At 39.6% G+C, this 24,149-nt stretch carries 24 protein-coding genes, 1 tRNA gene and 1 rRNA gene; 9 read left to right on the forward strand and 17 right to left on the reverse strand.

Annotation, left to right across the window (positions count from 1 at the left end; genetic code table 11):
* Window positions 1-74: 74 nt before the first annotated feature.
* Window positions 75-596 (reverse strand): 5' nucleotidase, NT5C type, encoded by a 522-nt coding sequence (locus tag HCN54_RS04080; RefSeq protein WP_072984850.1) that lies wholly within the window; start codon window positions 594-596, stop codon window positions 75-77.
* Between the two features lie 131 nt (window positions 597-727).
* Here HCN54_RS04080 and HCN54_RS04085 point away from each other — a divergent pair, with 131 nt between their 5' ends.
* From HCN54_RS04085 to HCN54_RS04095, 3 genes are read left to right on the forward strand one after another with little or no spacing between them, the layout of a single operon-like run.
* The gene (locus HCN54_RS04085; protein ID WP_167596654.1) at window positions 728-1,024 is read left to right on the forward strand and encodes a hypothetical protein; all 297 of its coding nucleotides are present in this window, start codon (window positions 728-730) and stop codon (window positions 1,022-1,024) included.
* A complete protein-coding gene (locus HCN54_RS04090; protein WP_167596655.1) occupies window positions 1,005-1,688 on the forward strand; it encodes an ATP-binding cassette domain-containing protein in 684 nt (227 codons plus the stop codon). Before HCN54_RS04085 ends, HCN54_RS04090 begins: the two co-directional genes overlap by 20 nt.
* A gap of 9 nt (window positions 1,689-1,697) precedes the next feature.
* Entirely contained in the window at window positions 1,698-2,435 is a 738-nt protein-coding gene (locus HCN54_RS04095) for a class I SAM-dependent methyltransferase (RefSeq protein WP_167596656.1), read from the forward strand.
* Here HCN54_RS04095 and HCN54_RS04100 read toward each other — a convergent pair.
* The 4 genes from HCN54_RS04100 to HCN54_RS04115 all read right to left on the reverse strand — a co-directional run bounded on the left by HCN54_RS04100 (window position 2,432) and on the right by HCN54_RS04115 (window position 5,340).
* Window positions 2,432-2,623, reverse strand: coding sequence for a hypothetical protein (locus HCN54_RS04100; RefSeq protein ID WP_072984858.1), 192 nt, complete (start codon window positions 2,621-2,623; stop codon window positions 2,432-2,434). The two genes, HCN54_RS04095 and HCN54_RS04100, sit on opposite strands and share 4 nt — an antisense overlap.
* 91 nt (window positions 2,624-2,714) lie before the next feature.
* The gene (locus HCN54_RS04105) at window positions 2,715-4,019 is read right to left on the reverse strand and encodes a cryptochrome/photolyase family protein (RefSeq protein WP_167596657.1); all 1,305 of its coding nucleotides are present in this window, start codon (window positions 4,017-4,019) and stop codon (window positions 2,715-2,717) included.
* Between the two features lie 105 nt (window positions 4,020-4,124).
* Window positions 4,125-4,820, reverse strand: coding sequence for an SDR family NAD(P)-dependent oxidoreductase (locus HCN54_RS04110; protein ID WP_167596658.1), 696 nt, complete (start codon window positions 4,818-4,820; stop codon window positions 4,125-4,127).
* A 7-nt stretch (window positions 4,821-4,827) separates the two neighbouring features.
* Window positions 4,828-5,340, reverse strand: coding sequence for an SRPBCC family protein (locus HCN54_RS04115; protein WP_167596659.1), 513 nt, complete (start codon window positions 5,338-5,340; stop codon window positions 4,828-4,830).
* A gap of 416 nt (window positions 5,341-5,756) precedes the next feature.
* Here HCN54_RS04115 and HCN54_RS04120 point away from each other — a divergent pair, with 416 nt between their 5' ends.
* On the forward strand, window positions 5,757-6,596 hold the full coding sequence (locus HCN54_RS04120) for a DUF2911 domain-containing protein (RefSeq protein WP_167596660.1): 840 nt from the start codon (window positions 5,757-5,759) through the stop codon (window positions 6,594-6,596).
* Between the two features lie 114 nt (window positions 6,597-6,710).
* Here the strand turns inward: HCN54_RS04120 and HCN54_RS04125 are convergent, their stop codons facing one another.
* The 10 genes from HCN54_RS04125 to HCN54_RS04170 all read right to left on the reverse strand — a co-directional run bounded on the left by HCN54_RS04125 (window position 6,711) and on the right by HCN54_RS04170 (window position 18,135).
* Window positions 6,711-7,682 (reverse strand): Gfo/Idh/MocA family protein, encoded by a 972-nt coding sequence (locus tag HCN54_RS04125; protein WP_167596661.1) that lies wholly within the window; start codon window positions 7,680-7,682, stop codon window positions 6,711-6,713.
* A gap of 17 nt (window positions 7,683-7,699) precedes the next feature.
* Window positions 7,700-9,421 carry a sodium:solute symporter gene (locus tag HCN54_RS04130; RefSeq protein WP_167596662.1) on the reverse strand — a complete coding sequence of 574 codons (1,722 nt, stop codon included), beginning with the start codon at window positions 9,419-9,421 and terminating at the stop codon, window positions 7,700-7,702.
* Between the two features lie 108 nt (window positions 9,422-9,529).
* Window positions 9,530-12,028, reverse strand: a complete 2,499-nt coding sequence (locus HCN54_RS04135) for a PIG-L family deacetylase (protein ID WP_167596663.1) — start codon at window positions 12,026-12,028, stop codon at window positions 9,530-9,532.
* 149 nt (window positions 12,029-12,177) lie between these two features.
* Window positions 12,178-12,768, reverse strand: a complete 591-nt coding sequence (locus HCN54_RS04140; RefSeq protein WP_167596664.1) for a Maf family nucleotide pyrophosphatase — start codon at window positions 12,766-12,768, stop codon at window positions 12,178-12,180.
* 5 nt (window positions 12,769-12,773) lie between these two features.
* On the reverse strand, window positions 12,774-13,550 hold the full coding sequence (locus HCN54_RS04145; RefSeq protein WP_167596665.1) for an HNH endonuclease: 777 nt from the start codon (window positions 13,548-13,550) through the stop codon (window positions 12,774-12,776).
* A gap of 2 nt (window positions 13,551-13,552) precedes the next feature.
* Window positions 13,553-14,488, reverse strand: coding sequence for a geranylgeranylglycerol-phosphate geranylgeranyltransferase (locus HCN54_RS04150; protein ID WP_410503579.1), 936 nt, complete (start codon window positions 14,486-14,488; stop codon window positions 13,553-13,555).
* A 118-nt stretch (window positions 14,489-14,606) separates the two neighbouring features.
* Window positions 14,607-15,341: a head GIN domain-containing protein gene (locus HCN54_RS04155; protein WP_167596667.1), complete on the reverse strand. Its 735-nt coding sequence runs from the start codon at window positions 15,339-15,341 to the stop codon at window positions 14,607-14,609.
* A 64-nt stretch (window positions 15,342-15,405) separates the two neighbouring features.
* Entirely contained in the window at window positions 15,406-17,172 is a 1,767-nt protein-coding gene (locus HCN54_RS04160; RefSeq protein ID WP_167596668.1) for a PspC domain-containing protein, read from the reverse strand.
* Window positions 17,165-17,509, reverse strand: a complete 345-nt coding sequence (locus HCN54_RS04165; protein WP_072984882.1) for a PadR family transcriptional regulator — start codon at window positions 17,507-17,509, stop codon at window positions 17,165-17,167. The genes HCN54_RS04160 and HCN54_RS04165 overlap by 8 nt, the downstream gene beginning before the upstream one ends.
* 104 nt (window positions 17,510-17,613) lie before the next feature.
* Entirely contained in the window at window positions 17,614-18,135 is a 522-nt protein-coding gene (locus tag HCN54_RS04170) for a DUF4870 domain-containing protein (RefSeq protein ID WP_167596669.1), read from the reverse strand.
* A gap of 145 nt (window positions 18,136-18,280) precedes the next feature.
* Between HCN54_RS04170 and HCN54_RS04175 the strand changes: the two genes are divergently transcribed.
* The 3 genes from HCN54_RS04175 to HCN54_RS04185 all read left to right on the forward strand — a co-directional run bounded on the left by HCN54_RS04175 (window position 18,281) and on the right by HCN54_RS04185 (window position 19,976).
* Window positions 18,281-18,736 carry a DUF4442 domain-containing protein gene (locus HCN54_RS04175; protein WP_167596670.1) on the forward strand — a complete coding sequence of 152 codons (456 nt, stop codon included), beginning with the start codon at window positions 18,281-18,283 and terminating at the stop codon, window positions 18,734-18,736.
* Window positions 18,737-18,840: 104 nt separating this feature from the next.
* Window positions 18,841-19,641: a TIGR00266 family protein gene (locus HCN54_RS04180; protein ID WP_167596671.1), complete on the forward strand. Its 801-nt coding sequence runs from the start codon at window positions 18,841-18,843 to the stop codon at window positions 19,639-19,641.
* Between the two features lie 137 nt (window positions 19,642-19,778).
* A complete protein-coding gene (locus tag HCN54_RS04185; protein ID WP_072984890.1) occupies window positions 19,779-19,976 on the forward strand; it encodes a hypothetical protein in 198 nt (65 codons plus the stop codon).
* Window positions 19,977-20,036: 60 nt separating this feature from the next.
* Here HCN54_RS04185 and HCN54_RS04190 read toward each other — a convergent pair whose 3' ends face one another.
* Entirely contained in the window at window positions 20,037-20,996 is a 960-nt protein-coding gene (locus HCN54_RS04190; protein WP_072984892.1) for a LysR family transcriptional regulator, read from the reverse strand.
* 93 nt (window positions 20,997-21,089) lie between these two features.
* Complete coding sequence (locus HCN54_RS04195; protein ID WP_167596672.1) at window positions 21,090-21,500, reverse strand: DUF2141 domain-containing protein; 411 nt, start codon at window positions 21,498-21,500, stop codon at window positions 21,090-21,092.
* 862 nt (window positions 21,501-22,362) lie between these two features.
* On the opposite strand from HCN54_RS04195, the gene HCN54_RS04200 reads away from it, so the two are divergent.
* Window positions 22,363-23,890, forward strand: a 16S ribosomal RNA gene (locus HCN54_RS04200).
* A gap of 135 nt (window positions 23,891-24,025) precedes the next feature.
* Window positions 24,026-24,099: transfer RNA gene (locus HCN54_RS04205), tRNA-Ile, on the forward strand.
* Window positions 24,100-24,149 lie beyond the last annotated feature (50 nt).

Here is a 24,149-nt window from a genome sequence, read left to right on the forward strand (position 1 = left end):
CGTCGAAAACGTATACAAACAAAAAAATCTCGGTAACAAGCCGAGATTTTTTTGTTTTATATAGTTCTAACCAGTTACAGTAATAAATCAGCGATATCCTGCCAGGTATCGGCACGGTCAAAACCGTTAGTATTTACATTGTGTGGTGAGGTAAATTGAATACCACGACCTTCAAAAGCTGCTAAATTGTAAGAGCGATCATCTATTAAAACATCACCGCGTAGCACGTGTTTATGACCGCACAAAATGCGATTTTGCCACGGAATAAAAGGGAAATGTTTATCAAGCCAATCTGCTTTTTCCTCAAGGCTGGTTTTAAATTGCATAGCTGCAGAAGCAATATATAAGTCGTGTTTGTCGTGTAGTTCACGCATAACCTCCTGGCTGTCTTTCATCACTTTCAGATCAATAAAAAAGCCACGCTCATTGGCGTGATTGCGCACATAACCTTGATGAGGCTCGGGCACCATTTGCCACACTTCGTGACCTAAGCAGTCTTCTTTTTTAAGAGTTGCGTTGTATTTGTTGTTGTAGAGGTCAATGTGCGCCTGATAAGTATCGGCGATCACCTCGTCCATATCTACGAATATTGTCATTGTGTAAGGGTTTTGATAAAATGCCAAAATACGGCATAGCATTGAAAACTAGTTTAAATTCACCTTAAAAAATCAGTAACCCGAGGTAACGCAAAGGTTTTAAATAGTTATTTTTAAAAAGAAGCCAATATATGTGGAAATTTTATCGTGATATTACCCGTTTTGCTGCATTGTTTGCGTTGGTCTGCATTCCCATAGGAAGTTTAACCAGTGCAACCGTGCTCTTTGGGATCTTAGGCACTCCCGTAGGATTGTTGATGTTTCATTATTATCAAAAGGAAGAATTCTATGGATATTACAATCTGGGATATACTAAGCTGAAATTGATAGGGACTACTTGGTTGGTTAATCTGGCGCTGACCCCCGTACTTTTACTAGTTTCATTTATAATTTTAAAATTGGTACGCCTTGGCGCTATTGCAAGTTAATAACATTAGCAAAAGTTTCGGGAAGAAACCAATTCTAGAATCTGTAAATTTTCAGTTGGCAACCGGAGAGATTTTAGGAGTTTTTGGGCGAAATGGTAGCGGGAAAAGCACGTTGCTCACCATTCTATTCGGTACTCAAACTGCTAAAACCGGAACTATAAAGGTCAACGAAACGCAGTATTCCGTCAGGAAACACTTTTGGAATAAAAACCCTATTGTCGCCAATGAACTTATTGGGTATTTACCACAATTCAGTTTTTTATCGCAATCCTCAAAAGTTTGGGATTTAATTCCCAGATATTTTGAAGGGGCAGCACAAGATTTAATTTTTAGAGCGCCACGAATGTCTAAAATCGCAAATCGTAAAGTAAACGAACTTTCTTTAGGCGAGCGGCGCTATCTCGAGGTTTTGATCGTTGGTAATTTAAAGCATCCATTTCTTTTGCTCGACGAACCTTTTTCTATGGTTGAGCCTTTGTTCAAAGAATTGATCCACGAGTTTTTAAGTTCGTTAAAATCAAAAAAAGGTATTTTACTCACTGATCATTACTATCAGGATGTGTGGCAACTGGCAGATCGCAACCTTGTTTTAAAGGATGGAAAATTGAAAACTGTAAATGCTTTAGAAGACTTGGTTAACGCCGGTTATTTACGAAGTATGTAAACGCTTATTATGAAAGATAATTTTTCAAACCACGCACAAGATTATGCAAAGTTCAGACCTAAGTACCCAAAAGCGCTATTCGAATTTTTGTATGATTTACTTCCGGAAAAATTAAATGCTTGGGATGTTGCGACCGGTAATGGGCAAGTCGCTGTTGAGCTTGCAACAAAGTTTCAAAATGTTTTGGCAACCGACTTGAGCCCGCAGCAAATTGCCGAAGCGCCACAGCTGAAGAATATAACGTATCGAGTTCAAACATCAGAATCAGCATTTGATTACGATGCAAAATTTGATCTTATTACTGTTGCTCAGGCAATTCATTGGTTTGATTTTGACAAATTCTATGCGAATGTAAAAGTACACTTAGCACCTCACGGTATCGTAGCGGTGATAGGATATTCGGTTTTTGAAACTTCAGGAAAATTAAACGAAGTGATTCAGCATTTTTATAAAAACATTACCGACAAGTATTGGGATCCTGAGCGGCGGTATCTTGATGAACATTACCAGACGATTCCCTTTCCTTTTCAAGAAATTACCGTTCCAAAATTTGAGATGGAAGTCCGTTGGACCAAAGCTCAGTTTCTAAATTATTTGAACACGTGGTCTGCGGTTAAGCATTATATAAAGGCAAACGGTCAGAATCCGCTTGAATTGATCAATAAAGATGTTGACGCAACTTGGGGAAATGCGGTCATACGCAAGTTTAGTTTTCCGTTACTTATTAGACTAGGGATGACCACCTAATTCTTCTTATTCTTGTTTTTCTTTTTTTGTTGTCCCGGAGCAAAAGCTTTTGCACTTTGAGCTCCATATACTTTTTTGACCTGGCCGGGTGCACTATTATTAGCATTTCTAGAGGTACGATAGCTAGAGCAAGAAGCTGAGGATAAAATCATTGCGCCTAGCGCCAATAGTAAAACAAGCTTTTTCATAGTAATTTTCTTTTAGGTAAAGATAAAAGTGCAAAAGCGTAGTTTTTTGCGATTTAAGTATTGCTTAATAAAGGTTTAGGAATTTTTAGCATTAGGATACCGCAGCTTTATACGTTTTGAGACAGCGCTCCCGAGCCTCTTTATGGTCTACCATTTTTTCGGGATAATCATCGGTATCAAATTCCGGCACAAACTCTTTGATGTATTTTTTGTCTTTATCAAACTTATCGACCTGTGTCATCGGGTTGAAAATTCTAAAATAAGGCGCTGCATCTACACCGCTTCCGGCTGCCCATTGCCAGTTACCTACATTACTTGATTGCTCATAATCCAGAAGTTTTTCGGCAAAATAGGCTTCGCCCCAGCGCCAATCGATCAATAGGTGTTTGCATAAAAAACTCGCTACCAGCATACGCACGCGATTATGCATATAGCCGGTCGCGTTGAGTTGACGCATTCCCGCATCAACTAGCAAATAACCGGTTTCTCCTTTTTTCCATTTTTCAAATTCTTTTTTATTGTTGCGCCATTCAATACGGTCATATTTTGATCTAAAGGCATTATTTACCGTTTTAGGATAATGATATAGAATCTGCATAAAGAATTCGCGCCAAATAAGTTCGCTCCAGAAAACCGTGTTTTTTTCGGCAATTGCTTTTTTTACCATTTTGCGAACACTCACCGTACCAAAACGCAAATGCGGACCCAAATGCGATGTGCCATCCTGTGCAGGGAAATTACGGGTATCTTCATAATTCTGTATCAAGGTCGGGGTGACATCATACTCCGGTATTTCAATAGAAGACTTTTTAAAGCCCATATCGCTCAGATCAAGATTGGGCAATCTGCTGTTCTGGATTAGATTTTCTATATGCTGACTGGTGTAATGAATTTTTAGATGCTCGTCTTCATCAAAAATTTCCTGCCATTTATTTTTGTAAGGGGTGTACACCACATAAGGATCTCCATCGCCTTTGACCACTTCATCTTTTTCAAAAATCGCCTGATCTTTGTATGTTTTAAAGTCGATATCTTCCTTTTTGAGCAACTTTTTTATTTGCTCATCACGCTCAAGGGCATAAGGTTCATAATCGTGGTTGGTATATACCGTGTCAATATCGTAGTCCTTAATGAGTTGTTTCCATACAGTTTCGGGCTTACCGTAAAATAACGCTAGTGAACTGCCGTGATCTTCCTGTAATTCGTTGCGCATTTTCTGAAGCGTTTCATAAATGAATGTCACGCGGGCATCGTCTTGTGGCAGTTCGGTTAAGATTTCCTTGTCAAAAATGAAAATGGGTAAAACCGGATGTGCGCCTTTTAATGCTTCTAAAAAACCTACATTATCATCTAACCTTAGATCCCTGCGGAACCAAAATATTGAAACTGTACTCATAAATTATTTTTTAGGCTTTGTCAAGGCTTTAAGATCCTTTAAGTCGGCCTCGAAATTAAAAATTTGTTCCTGTCGAAAGTCTTGTGGACTTACTTTAGGATTATTTTAGTGAATGTTTAAGGTAGATATTCCGCCATCAATACCAAGAATTTGACCGGTTACCCAGCTGCTTTCTTCACTGAGTAAAAATGCGGCCACCTTAGCAATATCCTGCGGTGTTCCCACACGTTTCAGCGGATGACGTTCATCCATCTTTTCTTTTTTCTTTTCATTGCCCAGTAGGCGAGAAGCTAGTGGTGTATCGGTCAGGCTGGGTGCGATCACGTTGACCCTATATTGGGGTGCATATTCTGCCGCAAGCGCTTTGGCGAAACCCTCAATAGCTCCTTTGGCTGCTGCAACGCTGGTATGAAAAGGCATACCCATTTTTACGGCTACCGTGCTGAAAAACACCAAACTCGCCTGATCTGATTTTTTCAAACGATCCTCAACTGCTTTCAACGATTTAATAAGTCCCATAAAGTTTAACTGAAGATCTTCGTTAAAGGTTTCTTCAGAAAGCATTTTAAAAGGCTTCAGATTAATAGAACCGGGACAGTATACAAATCCGTCTAAAACATCCGGAAGCGTTTCGGTGTCTAAGGCGTCTTGAGTTACATCATACTTGATGTGGGTAACATTTTCGGGTAAATCTTCTTCAGTACGTGACGCAACATAAATCGTGTAGTCACTGTCTAAAGTTTCAATGATGCTCTTGCCGATTCCGTGAGAGCCTCCAATAAGTAGTATATTCTTTTTCATAGTAATTTTAATTTAAGATATCTTCTCTTGAAATGCCCTCTAAATTCCCTTGGGGTTTCGTGTAGGTACCAAATAGTTCTGTGAGTTTTTGTTCTCTGTATTCAAAAATCTCCTGCAGTTTGGGTTTCACTAAAAAAGGCTGCACCAATTGTCCTAAGATCCCTGCCGGAACCTTATAATCCACAATATCTTCCATTTCCACACCTCCCGGAATTTCTTTTAAAAAGTGTTTGTGATGCCATAACGAATAGGGACCAAAACGCTGTTCATCTACAAAATACTCCATATGTTTTACGTGTGTGATCTCTGTCACCCACTTCGTGTTGATACCGGCAATAGGCGTCACATTATACTGAATAATCTGACCCGGAAACATTGGGCGATCTGCGCCCGATAAGATTTCAAAACCCATATAATCTGGTGTGATTACTTTTAGATTTTTAGGATCAGAAAGAAAACTCCACGCTTTTTCTAAGCTAATGGGCAGGTTTTGTTTGGTGTGTAAGGTGTAAATTTTCATAGCATTTCAAACTTTTCAATAAAACGGATTAGGAGTAAACTAGCTTCTAAACCGTTTCTATTGATTTTTAAGTAAATATAAAGGCTATTTTGTTTAACGAAAAGACTATTGAGTTAAACAAAAATTAAAGTTGATTTTAAAAGGTTCTTCCGAAATACTTCAATTTAAAATCCAATCAAAGAATTTTTGAGGTTGAAGCTTGTCACGAACTGTAATTATTTTTCAATTAAAAGCCTCGTGGATTTGGACTTCCGGAAGCAATTTAGATTCAAAAAATAAACAAATCTTAAATTTTAAAACCGACTTAAATCGTAATTTGGTAGCTCAAGTTATAACGTTGTAATTCTATTTATTTTTTAAGTAAATTACAGGTTAATGAATTGAATTTAAACACACTACTAATTAATTGTTTTAAAATGAAAAAAATAATCCTTTCTTGTTTTCTAGCTTTGAGTGCTTTGACTCAGGCGCAAATTCAAACCCCGGCTGCGAGTGCTCACGCCACGTTGACCCAAACAGTGGGACTTACCGAGGTATCTGTAGACTACTCTAGACCTAACAGACGCGGCCGCGAGATCGTGGGTAACTTAGTTCCTTATGGAAAGATCTGGCGTACCGGTGCTAATGCAACAACAAAGTTTACGGTAGATAAACCTGTGCGTATCGCAGATAAAGAGTTGGCTGCAGGTACTTATAGTGTTTATACCGTGCCCGGTGAAGATATGTGGGAAGTAGTTTTTTATACTGATCACAGCAACCCGTTGATCACCGAGTTTGAGGATAGCAAAATCGCATTGCGTACGATGGTAGAACCCATTGAAATGTCTATGAATATGGAAACGTTTACCATAGTGATCGATGATGTTATGGCAGATAGCGCTGTAATGAGCTTTTTATGGGACAACACTATTGTACCGGTAAAATTCTCGGTGAATACTGATGCAGAAGTAATGGCCAATATTGAGCAAGCGCTTCAGGGACCATCGGCGGGAGATTATTATAATGCAGCAGTGTATTACTTAAACAGTGGCAAAGATATTCAACAAGCAAAAACGTGGATGGATGAAGCGATGGCAAAAACCGAAACTCCGCGATTCTGGCAATTACGTCAGCAGTCTTTGATCTTAGCCAAAGCCGGAGATAAAAAAGGAGCTATTGAGGCGGCGAAGGCATCTTTAGCAGGAGCTAAAGCAGCAGGCAATGCTGATTACGTAAAAATGAATACCGATTCACTTAAAGAATGGGGTGGGATGTAAGCCACATCTAATGCTAATTATAAAAGCCGGGTAATCCCCGGCTTTTTTGTTGGTGCTATTTTCAGAATTATTTAGATTTTGCTCTGCGGTTTTTTAGAGTTGCTTTGAGTCAGTTTATACATATTGAAGGTTGATCAGCTCACGGACTTCATCAAGCGTACTGATGAGCAATCTGCTGAAGGCGTAACTCATCAACGGACTCTCTTTTTTCTCCTGTCGAAGGAGCTCAGCAAAATGTTCGATTTCAAAATAGTAGCCTTTGCCGGTGTATGCAAAATCGTGTTCGATTTTAGAGCCCTCAAGAATTGTTGTTACCTTATCAGTTTGATGAAAACGACTGTTTAAGATGAGCATTCCTTTTTCGCAAACAAGTGTTGCTGTGGTTGGGGTTTTCTTTAAAATACTAGAACTTAAAAAAGCTGAAATTCCGGAGTTATATTTAAAGGTCATTTCGGTTTCTTCATCAACCCCTGTCTTTCCAATTTTGGCTTTTGCTTCGATATGATCAGGTTTTCCAAAGAGGGCAAGTGCGCAAAAAATAGGATAGATGCCAATATCAAGCAGCGATCCGCCCCCTAGTGCTTTATTAAATAAGCGCCCTTCCGGGTTAAATTCGGCTTCAAAACAAAAATCGGCTGCTAGGGTTTTAACCGCGCCATAGCGTCCGCTTTCCAATTCCTTCTGTACAAAATTAAAATGCGGCATAAAGCGCGTCCACAACGCTTCCATCAACAACGTATCATTGGTTTGAGCCGTTGTTATCATTTCTTCAACTTGTTGGCGATTCATGGCAAAAGGTTTTTCGCACAAAACCGCCTTTTTATGCTGTAAACAAAGCAAGGTATCCTGATGGTGCCGCACATGCGGAGTAGCGATATACACCGCATCTACATTAGGATCTTTTACCAGTTGCTCATAGCTGTTGTAGCACTGTGTGGCATTGTACTCAGCGCCAAAATGATCTGCCTTATCTTGAGAACGTGAGGCAACGGCATAAAGCACAGAGCCTTCAACCTGTTGCAAATCTGTGGCGAAGCTGTTGGCAATTTTTCCCAAGCCTAGGATTCCCCATCTAATGGTTTTCATAATATTGATTTTTTTCGTTAAGCGGCAGTCGTACCAGTTTTTGAGGTGCTTTGAACCAAAAGACTCCAAGCAATCACCGAAGCACAACCTACAACGTTGAGCCATAAATAAGGCAGTCTGATGATTTCAAATTTATCAAGACCAAACAACGCAAATACGATTAATTGGGTGACGATAGCACCAATAAATACTGCGCGCGATTTGATCTTTTTAATAAAGAATGCAGACATAAAAATCCCTAAAATGGTTCCATAGAACAGAGAACCAATGATGTTGACCAGCTGAATGAGATTATCAAAAAGGTTTGCCGTACACGCGATTAAAATGGCGAGAATTCCCCAACTGAGGGTAAACCATTTTGCAGCATCTACAAAGTGGGCTTCATCCCGATCCTCTTTAAGATTACGCCGGTAAAAGTCAACCGTTGTGGTTGCCGCCAGTGCATTAAGTTCTGAAGCTGTAGAAGACATTGCAGCAGATAGAATAACCGCAAGTAGCAATCCAATCAATCCACGCGGGAGGTTGTTGAGGATAAAATGAATGAAAACATAATCTTTGTCGTTAGTCTCCACATTTTTATCGGCAAGACCAATGAGCATACGTCCCTGATCTCTCAATTTATTTTCCTCATTGTTGATATTAGCCAGCGCTGTTTTGGCGCTTACAGTGCTACCTGTTTGCGCGGTAACTTCTGCCTGAGGATCAGTGACCAAAAGATGACTCAATTCTGATTTATCAGAACGTAATTCGTTGAGCTTAACCTGTAAACCGTTGTATTCTTTTTCAAAGGGAGTCCCATGAACAGCTTTGGTCGCTGCGGGGTTAAAATTAAGCGGTGTAGGATTAAATTGATAAAACACAAAAACCATCACTCCAACCAGAAGAATAAAAAACTGCATAGGCACTTTTAGCAATCCATTGAAGATCATACCCAGCTGCATTTCGCGTAGTGATTTTCCGCTGAGGTAGCGCTGCACTTGGCTTTGGTCGGTTCCAAAATAGGAAAGCATTAAAAAAGTTCCGCCTAGAATTCCGCTCCAAAAAGTATATCTGTTTTCAAAATCAAAAGAAAAATCCAGCACGTTAAGCTTTCCGCTTGCGCCGGCAATTTCTAACGCGTTGTTAAAGTTGATGTCTTCGGGTAAGTAACTTATGATTAGAAAAAACGCAACGAACATTCCTGAGAAAATAATTCCCATTTGTTGTTTTTGGGTAACTGTTACGGCTTTTGTTCCGCCGGAAATCGTGTAAATAACCACGAGCAACCCGATGATGATGTTCAGCGTATTCAAATCCCATCCTAAAACCGCCGAAAGAATAATTGATGGAGCAAAGATTGTGATCCCTGCAGCCAAGCCGCGAGATAGCAAAAACAATGCAGAAGCTAGGGAACGTACTCTGAGGTCAAACCTGCTTTCAAGATATTCATAAGCCGTATAAACATTCAGCTTATAATATATGGGGATAAAGAATATACAGATAATAATAATGGCTATGGGTAACCCAAAATAGAACTGAACAAACCCCAGACCATCATTGTAGGCTTGCCCGGGAGTAGATAAAAATGTGATCGCACTGGCTTGAGTTGCCATTACTGAAAGCCCTACAGACCACCATTTTGACTCGTTACCACCGCGTATATAATCCTGCACATTGCGACGACCGCGGGTTCTGTAAACCCCATACAACACAATAAATGCGAGTGTAACTACCAGTACAATCCAGTCAATTGTTTGCATATTAAGCGGTGTAGTAATTCATTAATAAAAAGAACAGCACGATATATACGGCATTCATCACCAAAACCAAGGTGTAATATTTTGACCAGCCTTCTTTTTTAGGTTGCATCATTGTTTTATTTTCTCGTTGTTTTTGCCCACTGAAAGCATATTAGCAAACAATCTATATGCTCCGGAAACGCCAGCGGGAAGTTCTCTAAAAAAACTCAAACCCGTATAAATATAGTGACCTTTCCCGTATTTTGAGATGAGCAAGCTTCCCTCGCTGGGATCTTCGTTTTTATCGTGTATAGAAAGTACAGGCTTATACGCCTCGTCATAGGTGTCAGGGAAATATAAACCGCGTTCTTGTACCCAACCTTCAAAGTCTTTCTCTGTGATCTTGTTGGGGTAATTTAAAATTTCGGCGTCAGGATCTAAAATAGTAACATCGGCAAATTCATCGGTTACGCGATCGCTGCTTAAATGCAGCGGGTACGGACCTAAATTTTCAAAGCTAAAACCACGTGCGGTGTTGTATTGAACGACCATAGTTCCGCCGTTTTCAACATAGTTGAGTAAAATACGCTGTTTGTATTGTAGTTCTTCAACGACATTATAGGCGCGCACGCCCATCACCACCGCATCAAAATTCTTTAAATTTTCTGCAGTTATTTCTACCGGAGCTATTTCGGCAACTTGATACCCTATCTGACGCAAACTCTCTGGGATCACATCACCGGCGCCGGCAATATAGCCAATGTAGCTGCCTTTTTTTGCAATATCCAGACGCACTAATTTGTTCTGTGATGGTAAAACTAAGGTTTGTAGCGGGATGTGATCATAATCAATTTTTACGACCTTATCAGTAATACGCTCACCATTAATGGTCAACTCAGGTTGTAATTCGCCTTCACTAGCACTTTTAGGCGGAGTGACAGTAAAGGATAGACTTTTAGTTTCTCCCTTTTGACTGATTTGTATTTTTTGTGGAGCGCTTACTTTCCAATCTGTAGGAACATTTAAGGCAACGATTGCTTCCAAATTATCAATAAAAGCAGTTACATCTGTTTGAATGGTTTTTGGCTGCGCATCCGCGAAAATAATAACGGGGTCTTTAACAGCTACCGAAGCTTTTGGCACAATTTCAAAAGGTTCATAGACTTCGCCATCCACACGATCATTGTATTTGTAGACTAGTTCAGTCGTGATTGGGATGCTAACACCATTCATAGTTAAATGAAAAACCGCTTTGAATTTTCGAGGTGTTTCGGGTAAACCTATCAGTTTTTGATCGTCTACATTGTACATTCCGACTGAGCCTTCTTCCGTTAGCCAATAGGCAGTGGTGAGCGCAGCATCTACGGTATTGATAGTCAAATCTGTTTTGAAGGTTTCATTTTGATCGAGATCAACAGCCGTCTTAAACTCCTTTTCTTCAGGAAGCAAGGTGATCTGCTCTAAGCGGATAGGAAAAGTGCTTCGGTTAATTGCTTCAACACTTACCACGATATTTTGTTGCGCAATGGCAGTCTGGGTGTGTGTAGCGGCTTCGAGGTACAAACCGGCACAAGCTTTTATAACTTCGGTAATTTGTTTGGTTTTTAAAGTGCGCCAATATGAATCTTCTAGTTTTGTAATCAAATCATAGGCTTTGATCAACTGCGGAAGGCTTGCTGAAGGATTCTGAAAATCATAATTCTTTTGAACATTCATCAAGATAGCACCGATAGCTGCTCCGCCCTGAACACGATTCCAGCTGGTATCAATTCCTTCAAAAAGATTTCCATTTGCCGGAAGATCTCCTTTAAGAAGTTCGAGGTACTCCACCTGTTCTCCGCGAGTTCCGGTATTACCAAAACCTTGCGATTTGTGCTGACTGCGACTCAATGCAGAAATCTCTGTATTGCTGAGTCCGTATGCAGGATAATAGCTTCCTACATCAACCGAAACCAGATTGCTTTTGTCTGCTGCTTCAAATTTTTCACGGCTTCCATAAAACCACCAAGAGGTGTTGAAAAAAAGACGTTTAGGCTGCCAGGTGTTAGTTAAGTCCAGTTGCTCAGGAAAAACATTGGGGTCGCCCACCTTATCAAAGGCAGCAACGCTCAGCATCGCAGAAAGCGTGTGATGCCCGTGCGTGCTTCCGGGAGAACGATGGTCAAAACGGTTGATAATGATATCCGGCTGAAAATTGCGAATGGCCCAAACCACATCTTTTAAAACTTCATCCTGCTCCCAGAAGGTTAATGTCTCTTCTGGATTCTTAGAATAGCCAAAATCATTTGCGCGGGTAAAACGTTGCTCACCGCCGTCGGTGCGGCGTGCTGCAAGCAGTTCTTGTGTACGAATCACTCCAAGAAGTTCTCTGATTTCCGGACCTATTAAATTCTGACCTCCATCGCCACGTGTAAGCGAAAGGTAACCCGTTCTTGCATGAACCTCATTTGCGAGATACGAGATCATTGCAGTATTCTCATCATCGGGATGTGCCGCCAGATAAAGTGCGGTACCTAAAAAATTGAGACTTTTTATTTGCTCAAAAATTTCAGAAGAAGTGGGCTTTTTTGGCTTTTGAGCTTGTACTTGCAGCGAAATGCAACATAGAAAAACGAATAAAAAGCGCATATTTTAGGATGTTTTGTAGTTGAAGGATCACGTTCAAAGATAGCTAAAACGCTACCTCTATACTTTGGTTTTCGGTTTGTTTAACAAAATACAAAACTTCAGTGGTATCGTAGAAATCCTTAAGTTTTTTGCTGAAGCTGTATCAAAAATTACGCCGCAAGAAGCTCCTGAAGCAAATCGTATAATTTTTGTGTAGGCAAGCCCATAACGGTGTTATACGAACCTTCTAATTTCTGAAGGGCGATGTGGCCTATCCATTCTTGAATTCCGTATGCTCCGGCTTTGTCAAAAGGTTTGTAAGTGTCAATATAATGCGCTATTTCTGCAGCGGTAAAGGCTCTGAAATACACCTTAGCAGAATCGTGTGCGACTAATTGCTGTTGCGCGGTAGTCACACAAACAGAAGAGATTACCTCGTGATGCGTGTCGCTCAACAACTGAAGCATTTCTTTAGCTTCGATAGCATCTTTTGGCTTTCCTAAAGCTTTATTGTTTTTAAAAACTAAAGTGTCTCCGGTAATCAAAATCTCATCTGCGGTAAGCTGCGCACTAAAAGCTTCAGCCTTTTTCTTGGCGATATATTCAGCGATCTGTGCAGGCTGCATTCCGTCAGGGTAGCTTTCGTCAATAGGTTTTAGCCTAATTTCAAAAGGAACTTCTAAAGATTTGAGCAGTTCTTGACGACGGGGCGATTGCGAGGCTAAGATGAGTTTTTTGTCGCGGAGTAAGTTTGCTAGCATAGGGGTTATTGTAATATATTCTTTCTATGAAATTCTAAGAATTCTATATTTGGTTGTTTGCGTGATGGTTGTAGGGGTAGATTGTTTAATGGTTCTATTTTATTTCTCAATTGTTCTGATAGATTTTTAATCTTTGGAGATAAAATAACTTTAAAGTCATTTGAGAAAGAGATATATCCTTGATCAAATAGTTTGTCGATTTCACAGTAAAGAGCAATCCCATTGGTGACATCGCCTCTTACATTTTTGTTTAATGACCAAGGTATAATGTGGCTTGCTACTAGAAGATTTTTTTCACTAATACCAGTTAGTGCGCATTTGTTATAAAAGTTCGAGAGGACATTTTTTCTAAATTTCGACTGTCCAATTCGTATGTTTATTTCAGCTCTTGCATTTTCTATAAAATAGTCTTCGTCTAAAATTAGCCTATTTTCTTTTAAAAGTTCCGCCGAATAATATTTCGATACGTCAACCGCATAATTTTTATTACTGTGCATCTGGAATGAGTGGTTGATGATTATAGCCGTCCAGCGATTTTGGTATTTACCAGTTGTTTGATGTTCTTTTGTAAATAAATGTCTTAACGACGAGAAAGGAATACAATAGTAATCATCCTCCATTTCTCTATCTGTCCAGATAACAATATTGAAATCTTCGAATTTGTTTGACAGTTGGGTTATTACAGATTCTTGAAATCCCACCCATTTATTTTTAGGATTACCTTTGAGAACATATGAATTGCCACCCTTATTCCAATTTTTTATGTATAATGCTTTATTCATCTTTAATATTTTAAAGTAAGTGTAAGCACACCCAAAGATAGGATTCCCAGAAGCATAATAAACTTTAATAATTTTGAGAGAAAGCTGAAGTGTTTATGTTTTTCGGCATAGCGTGCTTTTATACAAAAAAACACTAAGGGTATGACGATCGCGATAACAAGATACAAGGAGATCCAGACGTTGGCTTGCAAGTACACATAAATATAACCCAGAACGGTAAAAATGTAAATCACTGCAATATATGCCGAAAGTTTTGCAGTGCGTTCTAAACCTAAAAGAATGGGTAACGACTGAATACCTGCTGCGTAGTCGCCAATAGCGTCTTCGATATCTTTAACGATTTCCCGAAGAAAGTTGAGCATCAACGCAAATACTGCATAATCTTTAAGCACCGAAAGCGGATTGACAAGTTGTTGTTCATTGCCCTGAAGTACGGGGATGGCATCGAAGATCATCACGATACCAATCGCCGAAGCCACAATTGCGCTTACGATAAGATTACCAATAAGCAGTACGCGCTTTAGAAAATTGGCATATACATAGAGTAGGGCAGAAATCAGTACGAAAAGGGTGGCAAAATTACCAAAGCCCATTCGGTAACTTAAAAGAAATCCTAAACCTACGCCGCTGATATTTAAAACTAAATAATAATTAAAAGCACTATTTTGAGAAAAAGGTGCGGGGATATAGGTTTTATTAGGCTTGTTAATACGGTCTATCACCACATCTTGAATGTCATTAATGATATATCCGGCAGCCGCGATGAATAGGGTTGCAAGACTAAGTATAAAAAAATTGAGATCAGAAAGTGCAGTAGGAAGATCAAGTGCTTTTAAAAAGCCATAATGCACCAAAATCTGCGTAAGTGCTATTAAAAGCAAGTTTTTATAACGTATAAATTTGAAGAAGGTCAACGGTATGTTTTTGAAAAGCTTCAAATATAATAAAATCCCTTATGGACGATGCCAAAAGGGATTTTACATATTGTTGGATTTCTGCTAATTCTAGACAGTTTGCCTAAAAGTCATAGTCCGGCGTTAGTAGCAAAACAGATTGCTATTTTTTACTAACGCTTCCTCCCGAACTCTCGTTAACCGCAACTTGTTGAGGTTCTCCCCAATAGTCAATATCTCCACCGCTGGAAGCATTTGTGGTGATTTCTTTTGAAACATAAGTGCGTATACTTCCTGCGCTAGAAGCTTCGGCATTGCAAAATTCAGCTTTAAGATCTTTTGCATTGATCGTAGCAGCAGAGCTTGCATCAAAATCTAGACGCTGTGCCTGACCATTTAGGCTAAGCGTTCCGGCACTGCTGGCATCTGCTTCAACATCTCTGATATCTAAGCCTAATTTAACCGTAGCTGCGCTAGATACATCAAGATTGATCTTATCGCCGGTAAGCACCTCTGCTGCGGTTATATTAGAGGCGCTACTTGCTTTAATGGCTTCTAAAGGTTGTACATAAGTTACGTGAATGAGTCTTGAGCTTGCATTACCAATATTTGAGTTGTCTGTAGATTCAATACGTAAGGTGCTTCCTTCATAATGCACGTCAAGATATTCTAAAAGATTGTCGTCTACTTCTGCAACTACCTTATAGCTACTGCCTTTTTCAAGTATCACATCCCAGCCGTTGCTGCTGTGCACACGTGTAAAATCTTGAGTAAGATTTAGGTCTTGGGTAACTACGTTACCGTTACCTTCAATTTGTCCCATTTGCAAATTAAAATCGCAAGAAGTGAGCATTAGGGCGGCAAAACCGCTGATGAAAAGTTTAATTAATGTAGTCATAACTGTTGATTTTTGATTGATATTTTAATGGTTCCGTCAAGGATACGATAATCTTTGAGTTTCCTTAGTTGATCGTGTCTAACACTTTTAAAACTGTATCGTTTTGAACTTCTGGTCGTACAGCAACTCCATCTTTTTTAGGCTTAGCTTCAGATTTATATTCATAAACAGTCCCTGTCGTTAGCGTGTCTTGTTCTGCCTCATCAGCTTTCCATTGAGATTCTTCAATTTCCTCTAGTTCTTCGAGCTCCTCAATAGGTTCTTCAGGGCAATCAAGGCAGGTCAATTCAGCATTATTCATAAGTGTATGGTAACCCACGTGCTCATAATTTAATAAATCTGAATATCTGTTTCTGTGATAACTCTCGATGTTTTTATCAGTGAATAATACAGTGCCTTCAGGAATAGCAAGAATTAAATCTACTTCCTGACTGCGGTATTTATTTTTGATTCCGCTAATGAAATAGTTATCAAGAAGCAACGTGTTTCCGTCCATTTCAAAATGATATACAATATTGGCAGCACGGTCTTGAGCGGCGTCATATGAATTTCCTTGAGCAGACTTTCTGATCATAAGTTTTGCCTCAGGAGAGTCGCTTTTTTGAACACTTAAATTCACATCACGGTTATACAGTACTTTATTTCCTTCGGAATCAGTACGAATTTTCCAGCTGTCGTTATGGTATTTGTAAGCACCATATTGATTTTGAGTGATCATTTTTATGCTTAGGGTGTCGCCGGCTTTTATAGGAAGCACTTCAGAAACCATAGACTCGCCTTCAACTGCTGTTGCCATTCCTTGTCTTACACCTAAAACTGCAAGTGCCATTATCGCCACAAACCAAACACCAAGCATCGTTAATTTAGCAACAACAGGAATACGTTTTAATGTATTTACTAAAATGCGCAGCCCCAGATAAAAGAGCATAAAAAATGGAATTCCCACTGCAAAAAAGGTTAGTAAACTCAATAACCATAGGGGAGCGCCCGAGGTGTTGACCATATCTACGTAATCTGCAATACTACCATCAAGAAAATCTAACGTTCCTGCAGAAAATAAACCTACAAATAGACCAATAAGTGTTGAACCACCTATAAGTACTAATAGAATACCTATGAACTTTACAAAGACTTTTAAGATAAACATGATGATCTTGCCCAGCGTACCGGCAAGGGAATTTGCTCCTTTACGAGCTTTGTTTCCATACTTAACATAGTCAACATTTTTAACAGAATCTGCAACGGTGTCAAATCCTTCTTTTACTTTACGCTGAATATTGTCTATGTTGACGGGCTTTCCCCGCATTTCCAATTTTTCGGCAGTGCTACGTGCTTCTGGAACAAAAATCCAGAAAGCCGCGTAAATCAAAATGAATCCGCCCCACGAAAATATCGTCAGTAATACCAGAGCGATACGGATCCAAACAGCATCTATTTGTAAATAGTGGCCAAGACCTGTACATACACCACCAATCCACGAAGTATCTGTGTCGCGATACAGCTTTTTTGAAGATGATTTTGTGCTGCTATACGTATTATGTACTGGTTCGTCTTCAAAAAGTTCCTCGTCAATACGGTAATCTTCAGGTTGCCCCATGATATTGATCACTTCATCAACTTCGGTAATACCAATGACTTGACGTTCATTTTTAACACGTTCATTAAAGAGCTCTGCGATGCGGGCTTCAATATCCTGAATGATTTCTTCACGGCCTTGTGCATCGGTAAAAGAGCGTTTTATCGCATCTAAATAGCGCTGCAATTTTGCATAGGCGTGCTCATCTACATGAAAGAAAAGGCCTGCGAGATTAATATTAACTGTCTTATTCATTGTTTTTTGATTTTTGAGTGGTTACCAGTTGAACGGCTTTCTGAAGGTCGTCCCAAGTTGATGATAGTTCATTTAAGAAGAGCTTTCCGGTTTCGGTTAAACCATAATATTTACGCGGTGGTCCGCTGGTTGATTCTTCCCAGCGATAACTCAATAAACCGGCATTTTTAAGTCTGGTAAGTAGGGGGTAAATAGTACCTTCAACTACCAGCAACTTAGCGTCTTTAAGTGTGTCTAGTATTTCAGCTACATAAGCATCTTCATCCTTTAAAATAGAAAGAATGCAATACTCCAGAACACCTTTACGCATCTGCGCCTTTGTGTTTTCAATCTTCATAGATTCTCATTGTTAAGCGATTAATAACTGTTCGTTTTTTGTCCACATAGTGGAATAATTAATTTGATTGTTTTGAGTGATTTTCACTCGGTATTAAAATGAACCTAGCTGACCTCAGTTGATGAGTCTGAAGCTGAATCTACAGTAGAAACAGAACGAGGTTTTAAAAAGTTTATAGTTAATGGGTACTTGTAGTCTTCGCCATTGCTGGCGCTCACCGCTGCAGAGATTACAGAAAAGAGGGTGACCACAAATAAAGCTAATAGTAATAGACCAAAGACTAAGGCTGTAATGATCAATCCGCTAGCGGCGGCATTGGGCAATACAAAATGGTCAAATTGAGTCTCTAGGTCAAAATAGCCTTGAGTGTCTACAATATTTATTATCTGATAAATAATAAAGGGTATGGAAATAAGAACAATACCTAATGCATAGACTAAAGTGCTCATTTGAAAGTTAAGAGCACGTCTACCGTGATTATCTACAAATATCGAATCACGCTTTAAAGCCGCCCAAATAAGTAGTGGCGCGATAAAATTTCCTAACGGAAATATAAATTGAGTAAATACAGATAGGTGAATAAAGGTGGCGGTATTTTTTTGTCCGGTGGTTATGCTATTTTCCATTGCTTATTATTTTCTTATGCAAATATATATACAAAAGCAGGTATTTTGCATTGCATAGTACTTAAATTTAACTATTTATTAACAAAATAAAACTTTAGCAAACTCATTTCTTAAGCCTATTTTTGAAAGAACCAATACTTTAATTATGGCACTTACCCCTAGTAAATTCAACAGTTTTATAATGTTCAAGCTTCCTTCTGCCTGGTTGTGCGGTGTGCGTGTGAAAGAGATTTCAGAAACTACGTGTAAGACGAGTGTTAAACATAAATGGATTAATCAAAATCCATTCAACTCGATGTTTTGGGCAGTGCAAGGGATGGCTGCAGAGTTAAGTACGGGAGCGATGGTGATCAATCAAATTAAAGAAAGCGGTAAAAAGATCTCTATGCTTGTAGCCAACAATAAAGCTTCTTTTACCAAAAAAGCTACCGGCAAGATCATATTTACATGTAAAGATGGTCACAAAATCGCCGATGCAATTGAAAAGACAATAGCCACCGGCGAAGGGCAAACATTCTGGATGCAAAGTATAGGAATGAATGAAGATGGAGTAGTGGTAAGCACTTTTGATTTTGAGTGGACAGTAAAGGTGAAGAGCTGACAAAAGTGCACGGTTGGTTTAAAGACTTTAGATTGCTTGTAACAATTTAATCGATTCACTTACGTATTAAGTAGTATCAATCAAATCAAAAAAATCAAATTATAATGACAGCACACGAAATAGATTACCAGATTTACGGCGAAGAAATGCAATACGTAGAGATCGAACTCGATCCTCAAGAGGGCGTTATTGCCGAAGCCGGCACGTTTATGATGATGGAAGACGGGATCAGGATGGAAACTATATTTGGTGATGGTTCTAAAAACGATTCAGGCTTACTAAATAAGATCTTTGGGGCGGGTAAACGGTTGCTTACCGGTGAGAGCATGTTTATGACGGTTTTCTATAATGATATTGTAGGGAAGAAAAAAGTGAGTTTTGCCTCACCATACCCGGGTAAAATTATCCCTATTGATCTGACTAAAAATGGAGGAAAGTTTATCTGTCAAAAAGATGCATTCTTATGCGCTGCTAAAGGCGTGTCTATAGGAATTGAATTTTCAAGAAAACTAGGTCGTGGACTCTTTGGTGGAGAAGGGTTTATCATGCAAAAATTAGAAGGAGATGGGATGGCCTTTGTTCACGCCGGTGGAACTACTTATAAAAAAGAATTAGGTCTTGGCGAAAAACTAAAAGTTGATACCGGATGTATCATTGGTTTTGACCACACGGTTAACTATGATATCGAGTTTGTTGGCGGGATAAAAAATACCATTTTTGGAGGGGAAGGAGTTTTCTTTGCAACCCTGACCGGGCCGGGAACGGTTTACATCCAGTCGTTACCTTTTAGCCGTTTAGCAAAACGCGTTTGGGCTGCTGCTCCACAAATGGGAGGTAAAGACAAAGGAGAAGGCAGCATCTTAGGAGGTTTAGGGGATTTGCTTGATGGGGATAATAGATTTTAACTTCTAGGAAAGCGATAGGATTTTAAATTTTTAACATATTATTTTGATTTAAAGCCTTATTTTTAACGGAATTCCTAAAAAAACCTGTTTATAGCCCAAAATTACCTAACAAAAATTTTAACCTAAACTAATCAAATATGGCAAGAGCAATGTTTGAGTACACCAAAACTATTCTTAAAAAAGTAAGTTTTGACAGTGTACTTTTTTGCAAGGAACTACAAAAAGCAGCAAAGCGATTACTACCGTATGAAATTGAGGAATTGAAAGAATGGATTGAAGATTTGGTAAAAACAAATCCAGACCTTAATCAATGTATGATTTATCTCAACGCTTAGCACTAAATATTAAAAAAGCGACTCAATTTTGAGTCGCTTTTTTAATAACCAATAGTTTCTTTATTTTCTAAACGCTCCCTGCGTTTGCGGCAACGGACTAATAATTTGTACGTTTTGAAAGGTTATTGCTCCTTTAACCACCCCGGCAATTGTAGCGCGTAACGCTTCAATAATTTGCATTTTTAATTCGCTTTTATGATACAAGAGACTCACTTCGCGAGCAGGTGCTGGTTCTTTAAAGTGATGCAGATACTTTTTCTCCTCGTCTTTAATGTCTAAAGTATGCAAGTAGGGTAATAGCGTCATACCAAGTCCTTCATTCGCCAGCCTTACCAAAGTTTCAAAACTTCCGCTCTCTAATGAAAAAGTCTCCTCTTCATAATTGCGATTGGTCTTGCATAGATTCACAACTCCATCCCTAAAACAGTGCCCATCTTCTAATAACAGCATGTCATTAAGATCTAAATCTGCGGTAGTTAATTTCTCTATGTTATGCAGTGCATGATTTGCAGGAACGTACGCAACAAAAGGCTCATAATATAAAGGACGCTCTTTTATGTCTTCAAGCTGAAGCGGAGTAGCTGCGATAGCCGCATCAAGATGCCCTTCGGCTAAGCGTTCTACAATAGTGTCAGTAGGTAATTCTTCGATCTTCAGTTTAACCTTAGGATATCGGTTAATGAAATTCCGAAGAAACATAGGGAGTAAGGTGGGCATCACCGTTGGGATTACACCGAGTTTAAACTCACCACCAATAAAACCTTTTTGCTGGTCAACGATGTCAGAAATACGATTGGCCTCATTGACAATATTACGTGCCTGTGTAACGATTTTGCTTCCTATATCTGTAAGTTCGATAGGTTTTTTGCTTCTGTCAAAAATCAATATGTCCAGCTCATCTTCTAATTTCTGAATTTGCATACTTAGCGTAGGCTGCGTGACAAATGTCTTTTCCGCAGCCTTAGTGAAGTTTTGATTTTCGGCGACTGCCAAAACATATTTCAATTGTGTGATCGTCATAGTGTCTAATTATATTTCAAAAATAGGGCGACATATTGATTTTCTCTATATAATTATAAATGAATTTCAGACCATAATAGTTACCTGCTTTTTTTAGAATCTAATTTCTAACTCCACAGGTTTTTCAGTCAATTCAAATTTACAATCCTCCCATCGTGGAGGTCCCATAGCCATGACATTATTCGATCCGCCGTATGCTTCGGTAGGCATTCCATTAGTTTCAAAATCCATTTTGCCGTTTCCGTTACTATCATGATAACATAAGATAGCGTAAGTGCCCAGCGGAACATCTTCAAAGGTCACAGTAGTCTTACCGTTGGTGATGTTGCTCTCTGCTGCTTTAATCGGAGCAGCTACCATAAAATTATCTTTAGAATAAAGTCCATAACCTACAATGCCTTTGTCGTTGGGGACATTATTAATAGTAACTGTGATAGAGCTCGTTTCTTGAGAGTAGCTGATTAAGCTGATAAAAGTCATTAATAGTACAACTGTTGTTTTCATGATTGTGATTTTAAATGAATACTGAAGCAAATGTAAAAGCGCTGTAGAATTATGAGTAAATAGAACTACCCAGTTGTCATATTATAATGATGAATTGTTTTTTAGACCCATAAGCGTGAAAATACCCTAGCGGAAGAACTCTTCTTTGTTCTTTATTCTACTACTGAAGCATTCCAATTGCAGCAGAAAGAACTTTTTTTAAAAACTTTAAGAATGTAACTTATTGTAAATAAGGTGTTAGTGAATTATTTTAAAAATACTTTAAAAAAGTGCTTGTGGGGTTAGATAATCGTTCTATATTTGCGCCTCCAAAATCGGATATAAAAAACGGTTTTACGTTCATAGAAATACAGATCAAGTAAACAATCTTAAGGTGAGCTTTTAGGTTGTTTATTGAAAACAAATGTTCGCTTAGAGGCTGTTGATACCTTTTGGCGGGGCCAAAAAATAAAGTTTAAAAAAAGCTTGTTTTGTAAAGGAAAAGGGTGGTATCTTTGCCTCCCGATTTTCGGCAAAAAGTCGGGTTGAGTTCTTTGTAAGATTTCATAAAAAACGGCTTAAAAAAAACTTTAATTTTTATTTGTTTGGTAAGAAAAAAGGTTTGTATATTTGCAGCCGCTTTCAGGGAGAGCAACGCACATTGAAAACGAGATGATTTGGTAATAAAAAGAGAGGTTCGATTCCTTACATCTAACGATAAATGATCTTCTTTAATTAGGGGAGAAGTTAATTGACATATTGAATTGACAACGCGTTCCGATATTATATCGGAATTGAATTAAAACTAGAACGACCATTTTGAGCGCTTCTTTATGAAGTGTGATTAAATTTCCTTATATCGTGGAATATTATTTAAGATACTACGATGAAGAGTTTGATCCTGGCTCAGGATGAACGCTAGCGGCAGGCCTAACACATGCAAGTCGAACGGTAACAGGAATTAGCTTGCTAATTTGCTGACGAGTGGCGCACGGGTGCGTAACGCGTATGCAATCTGCCTTGTACTGGAGTATAGCCCAGGGAAACTTGGATTAATCCTCCATAGTCTATTGATATGGCATCGTATTAATAGTAAAGGTTACGGTACAAGATGAGCATGCGTCCTATTAGCTAGTAGGTGTGGTAACGGCACACCTAGGCAACGATAGGTAGGGGTCCTGAGAGGGAGATCCCCCACACTGGTACTGAGACACGGACCAGACTCCTACGGGAGGCAGCAGTGAGGAATATTGGACAATGGGCGGGAGCCTGATCCAGCCATGCCGCGTGCAGGAAGACTGCCCTATGGGTTGTAAACTGCTTTTATACGGGAAGAATAAGTGTTACGTGTAGCACGATGACGGTACCGTAAGAATAAGCACCGGCTAACTCCGTGCCAGCAGCCGCGGTAATACGGAGGGTGCAAGCGTTATCCGGAATCATTGGGTTTAAAGGGTCCGTAGGTGGACTAATAAGTCAGTGGTGAAAGTCTGCAGCTTAACTGTAGAATTGCCATTGATACTGTTAGTCTTGAATTGTTGTGAAGTAACTAGAATATGTAGTGTAGCGGTGAAATGCATAGATATTACATAGAATACCGATTGCGAAGGCAGGTTACTAACAATATATTGACACTGATGGACGAAAGCGTGGGGAGCGAACAGGATTAGATACCCTGGTAGTCCACGCCGTAAACGATGGTTACTAGCTGTCCGGTCTAATTGAGGGCTGGGTGGCCAAGCGAAAGTGATAAGTAACCCACCTGGGGAGTACGTTCGCAAGAATGAAACTCAAAGGAATTGACGGGGGCCCGCACAAGCGGTGGAGCATGTGGTTTAATTCGATGATACGCGAGGAACCTTACCAGGGCTTAAATGTAGTCTGACAGATTTGGAAACAGATTTTTCTTCGGACAGATTACAAGGTGCTGCATGGTTGTCGTCAGCTCGTGCCGTGAGGTGTCAGGTTAAGTCCTATAACGAGCGCAACCCCTGTTGTTAGTTGCCAGCGAGTAATGTCGGGAACTCTAGCAAGACTGCCGGTGCAAACCGTGAGGAAGGTGGGGATGACGTCAAATCATCACGGCCCTTACGTCCTGGGCCACACACGTGCTACAATGGTAGGTACAGAGAGCAGCCACGTCGCAAGGCGGAGCGAATCTATAAAACCTATCACAGTTCGGATCGGGGTCTGCAACTCGACCCCGTGAAGCTGGAATCGCTAGTAATCGCATATCAGCCATGATGCGGTGAATACGTTCCCGGGCCTTGTACACACCGCCCGTCAAGCCATGGAAGCTGGGGGTACCTGAAGTCCGTCACCGCAAGGAGCGGCCTAGGGTAAGACCGGTAACTGGGGCTAAGTCGTAACAAGGTAGCCGTACCGGAAGGTGCGGCTGGAACACCTCCTTTCTAGAGCTTTGCTGCATAGCAGTTAAAGACGCGACTATAAGGAAAGACGAAGTTTTAGTTTTAGTTGTCAATTCAAGATATTTTTCGGTTGATGATCCTGAGTAAAATCGGGATCATTCTTCTGATAAATAGGACAGTCTCATAGCTCAGCTGGTTAGAGCGCTACACTGATAATGTAGAGGTCGGCAGTTCGAGTCTGCCTGAGACTACTACGCAAGCTAAGCTTGCGATTCAAGGTTTTGAATTTAATATTTAAAAT

The organism is Leeuwenhoekiella sp. ZYFB001, from assembly GCF_011784865.1.
Lineage (GTDB): Bacteria > Bacteroidota > Bacteroidia > Flavobacteriales > Flavobacteriaceae > Leeuwenhoekiella > Leeuwenhoekiella palythoae.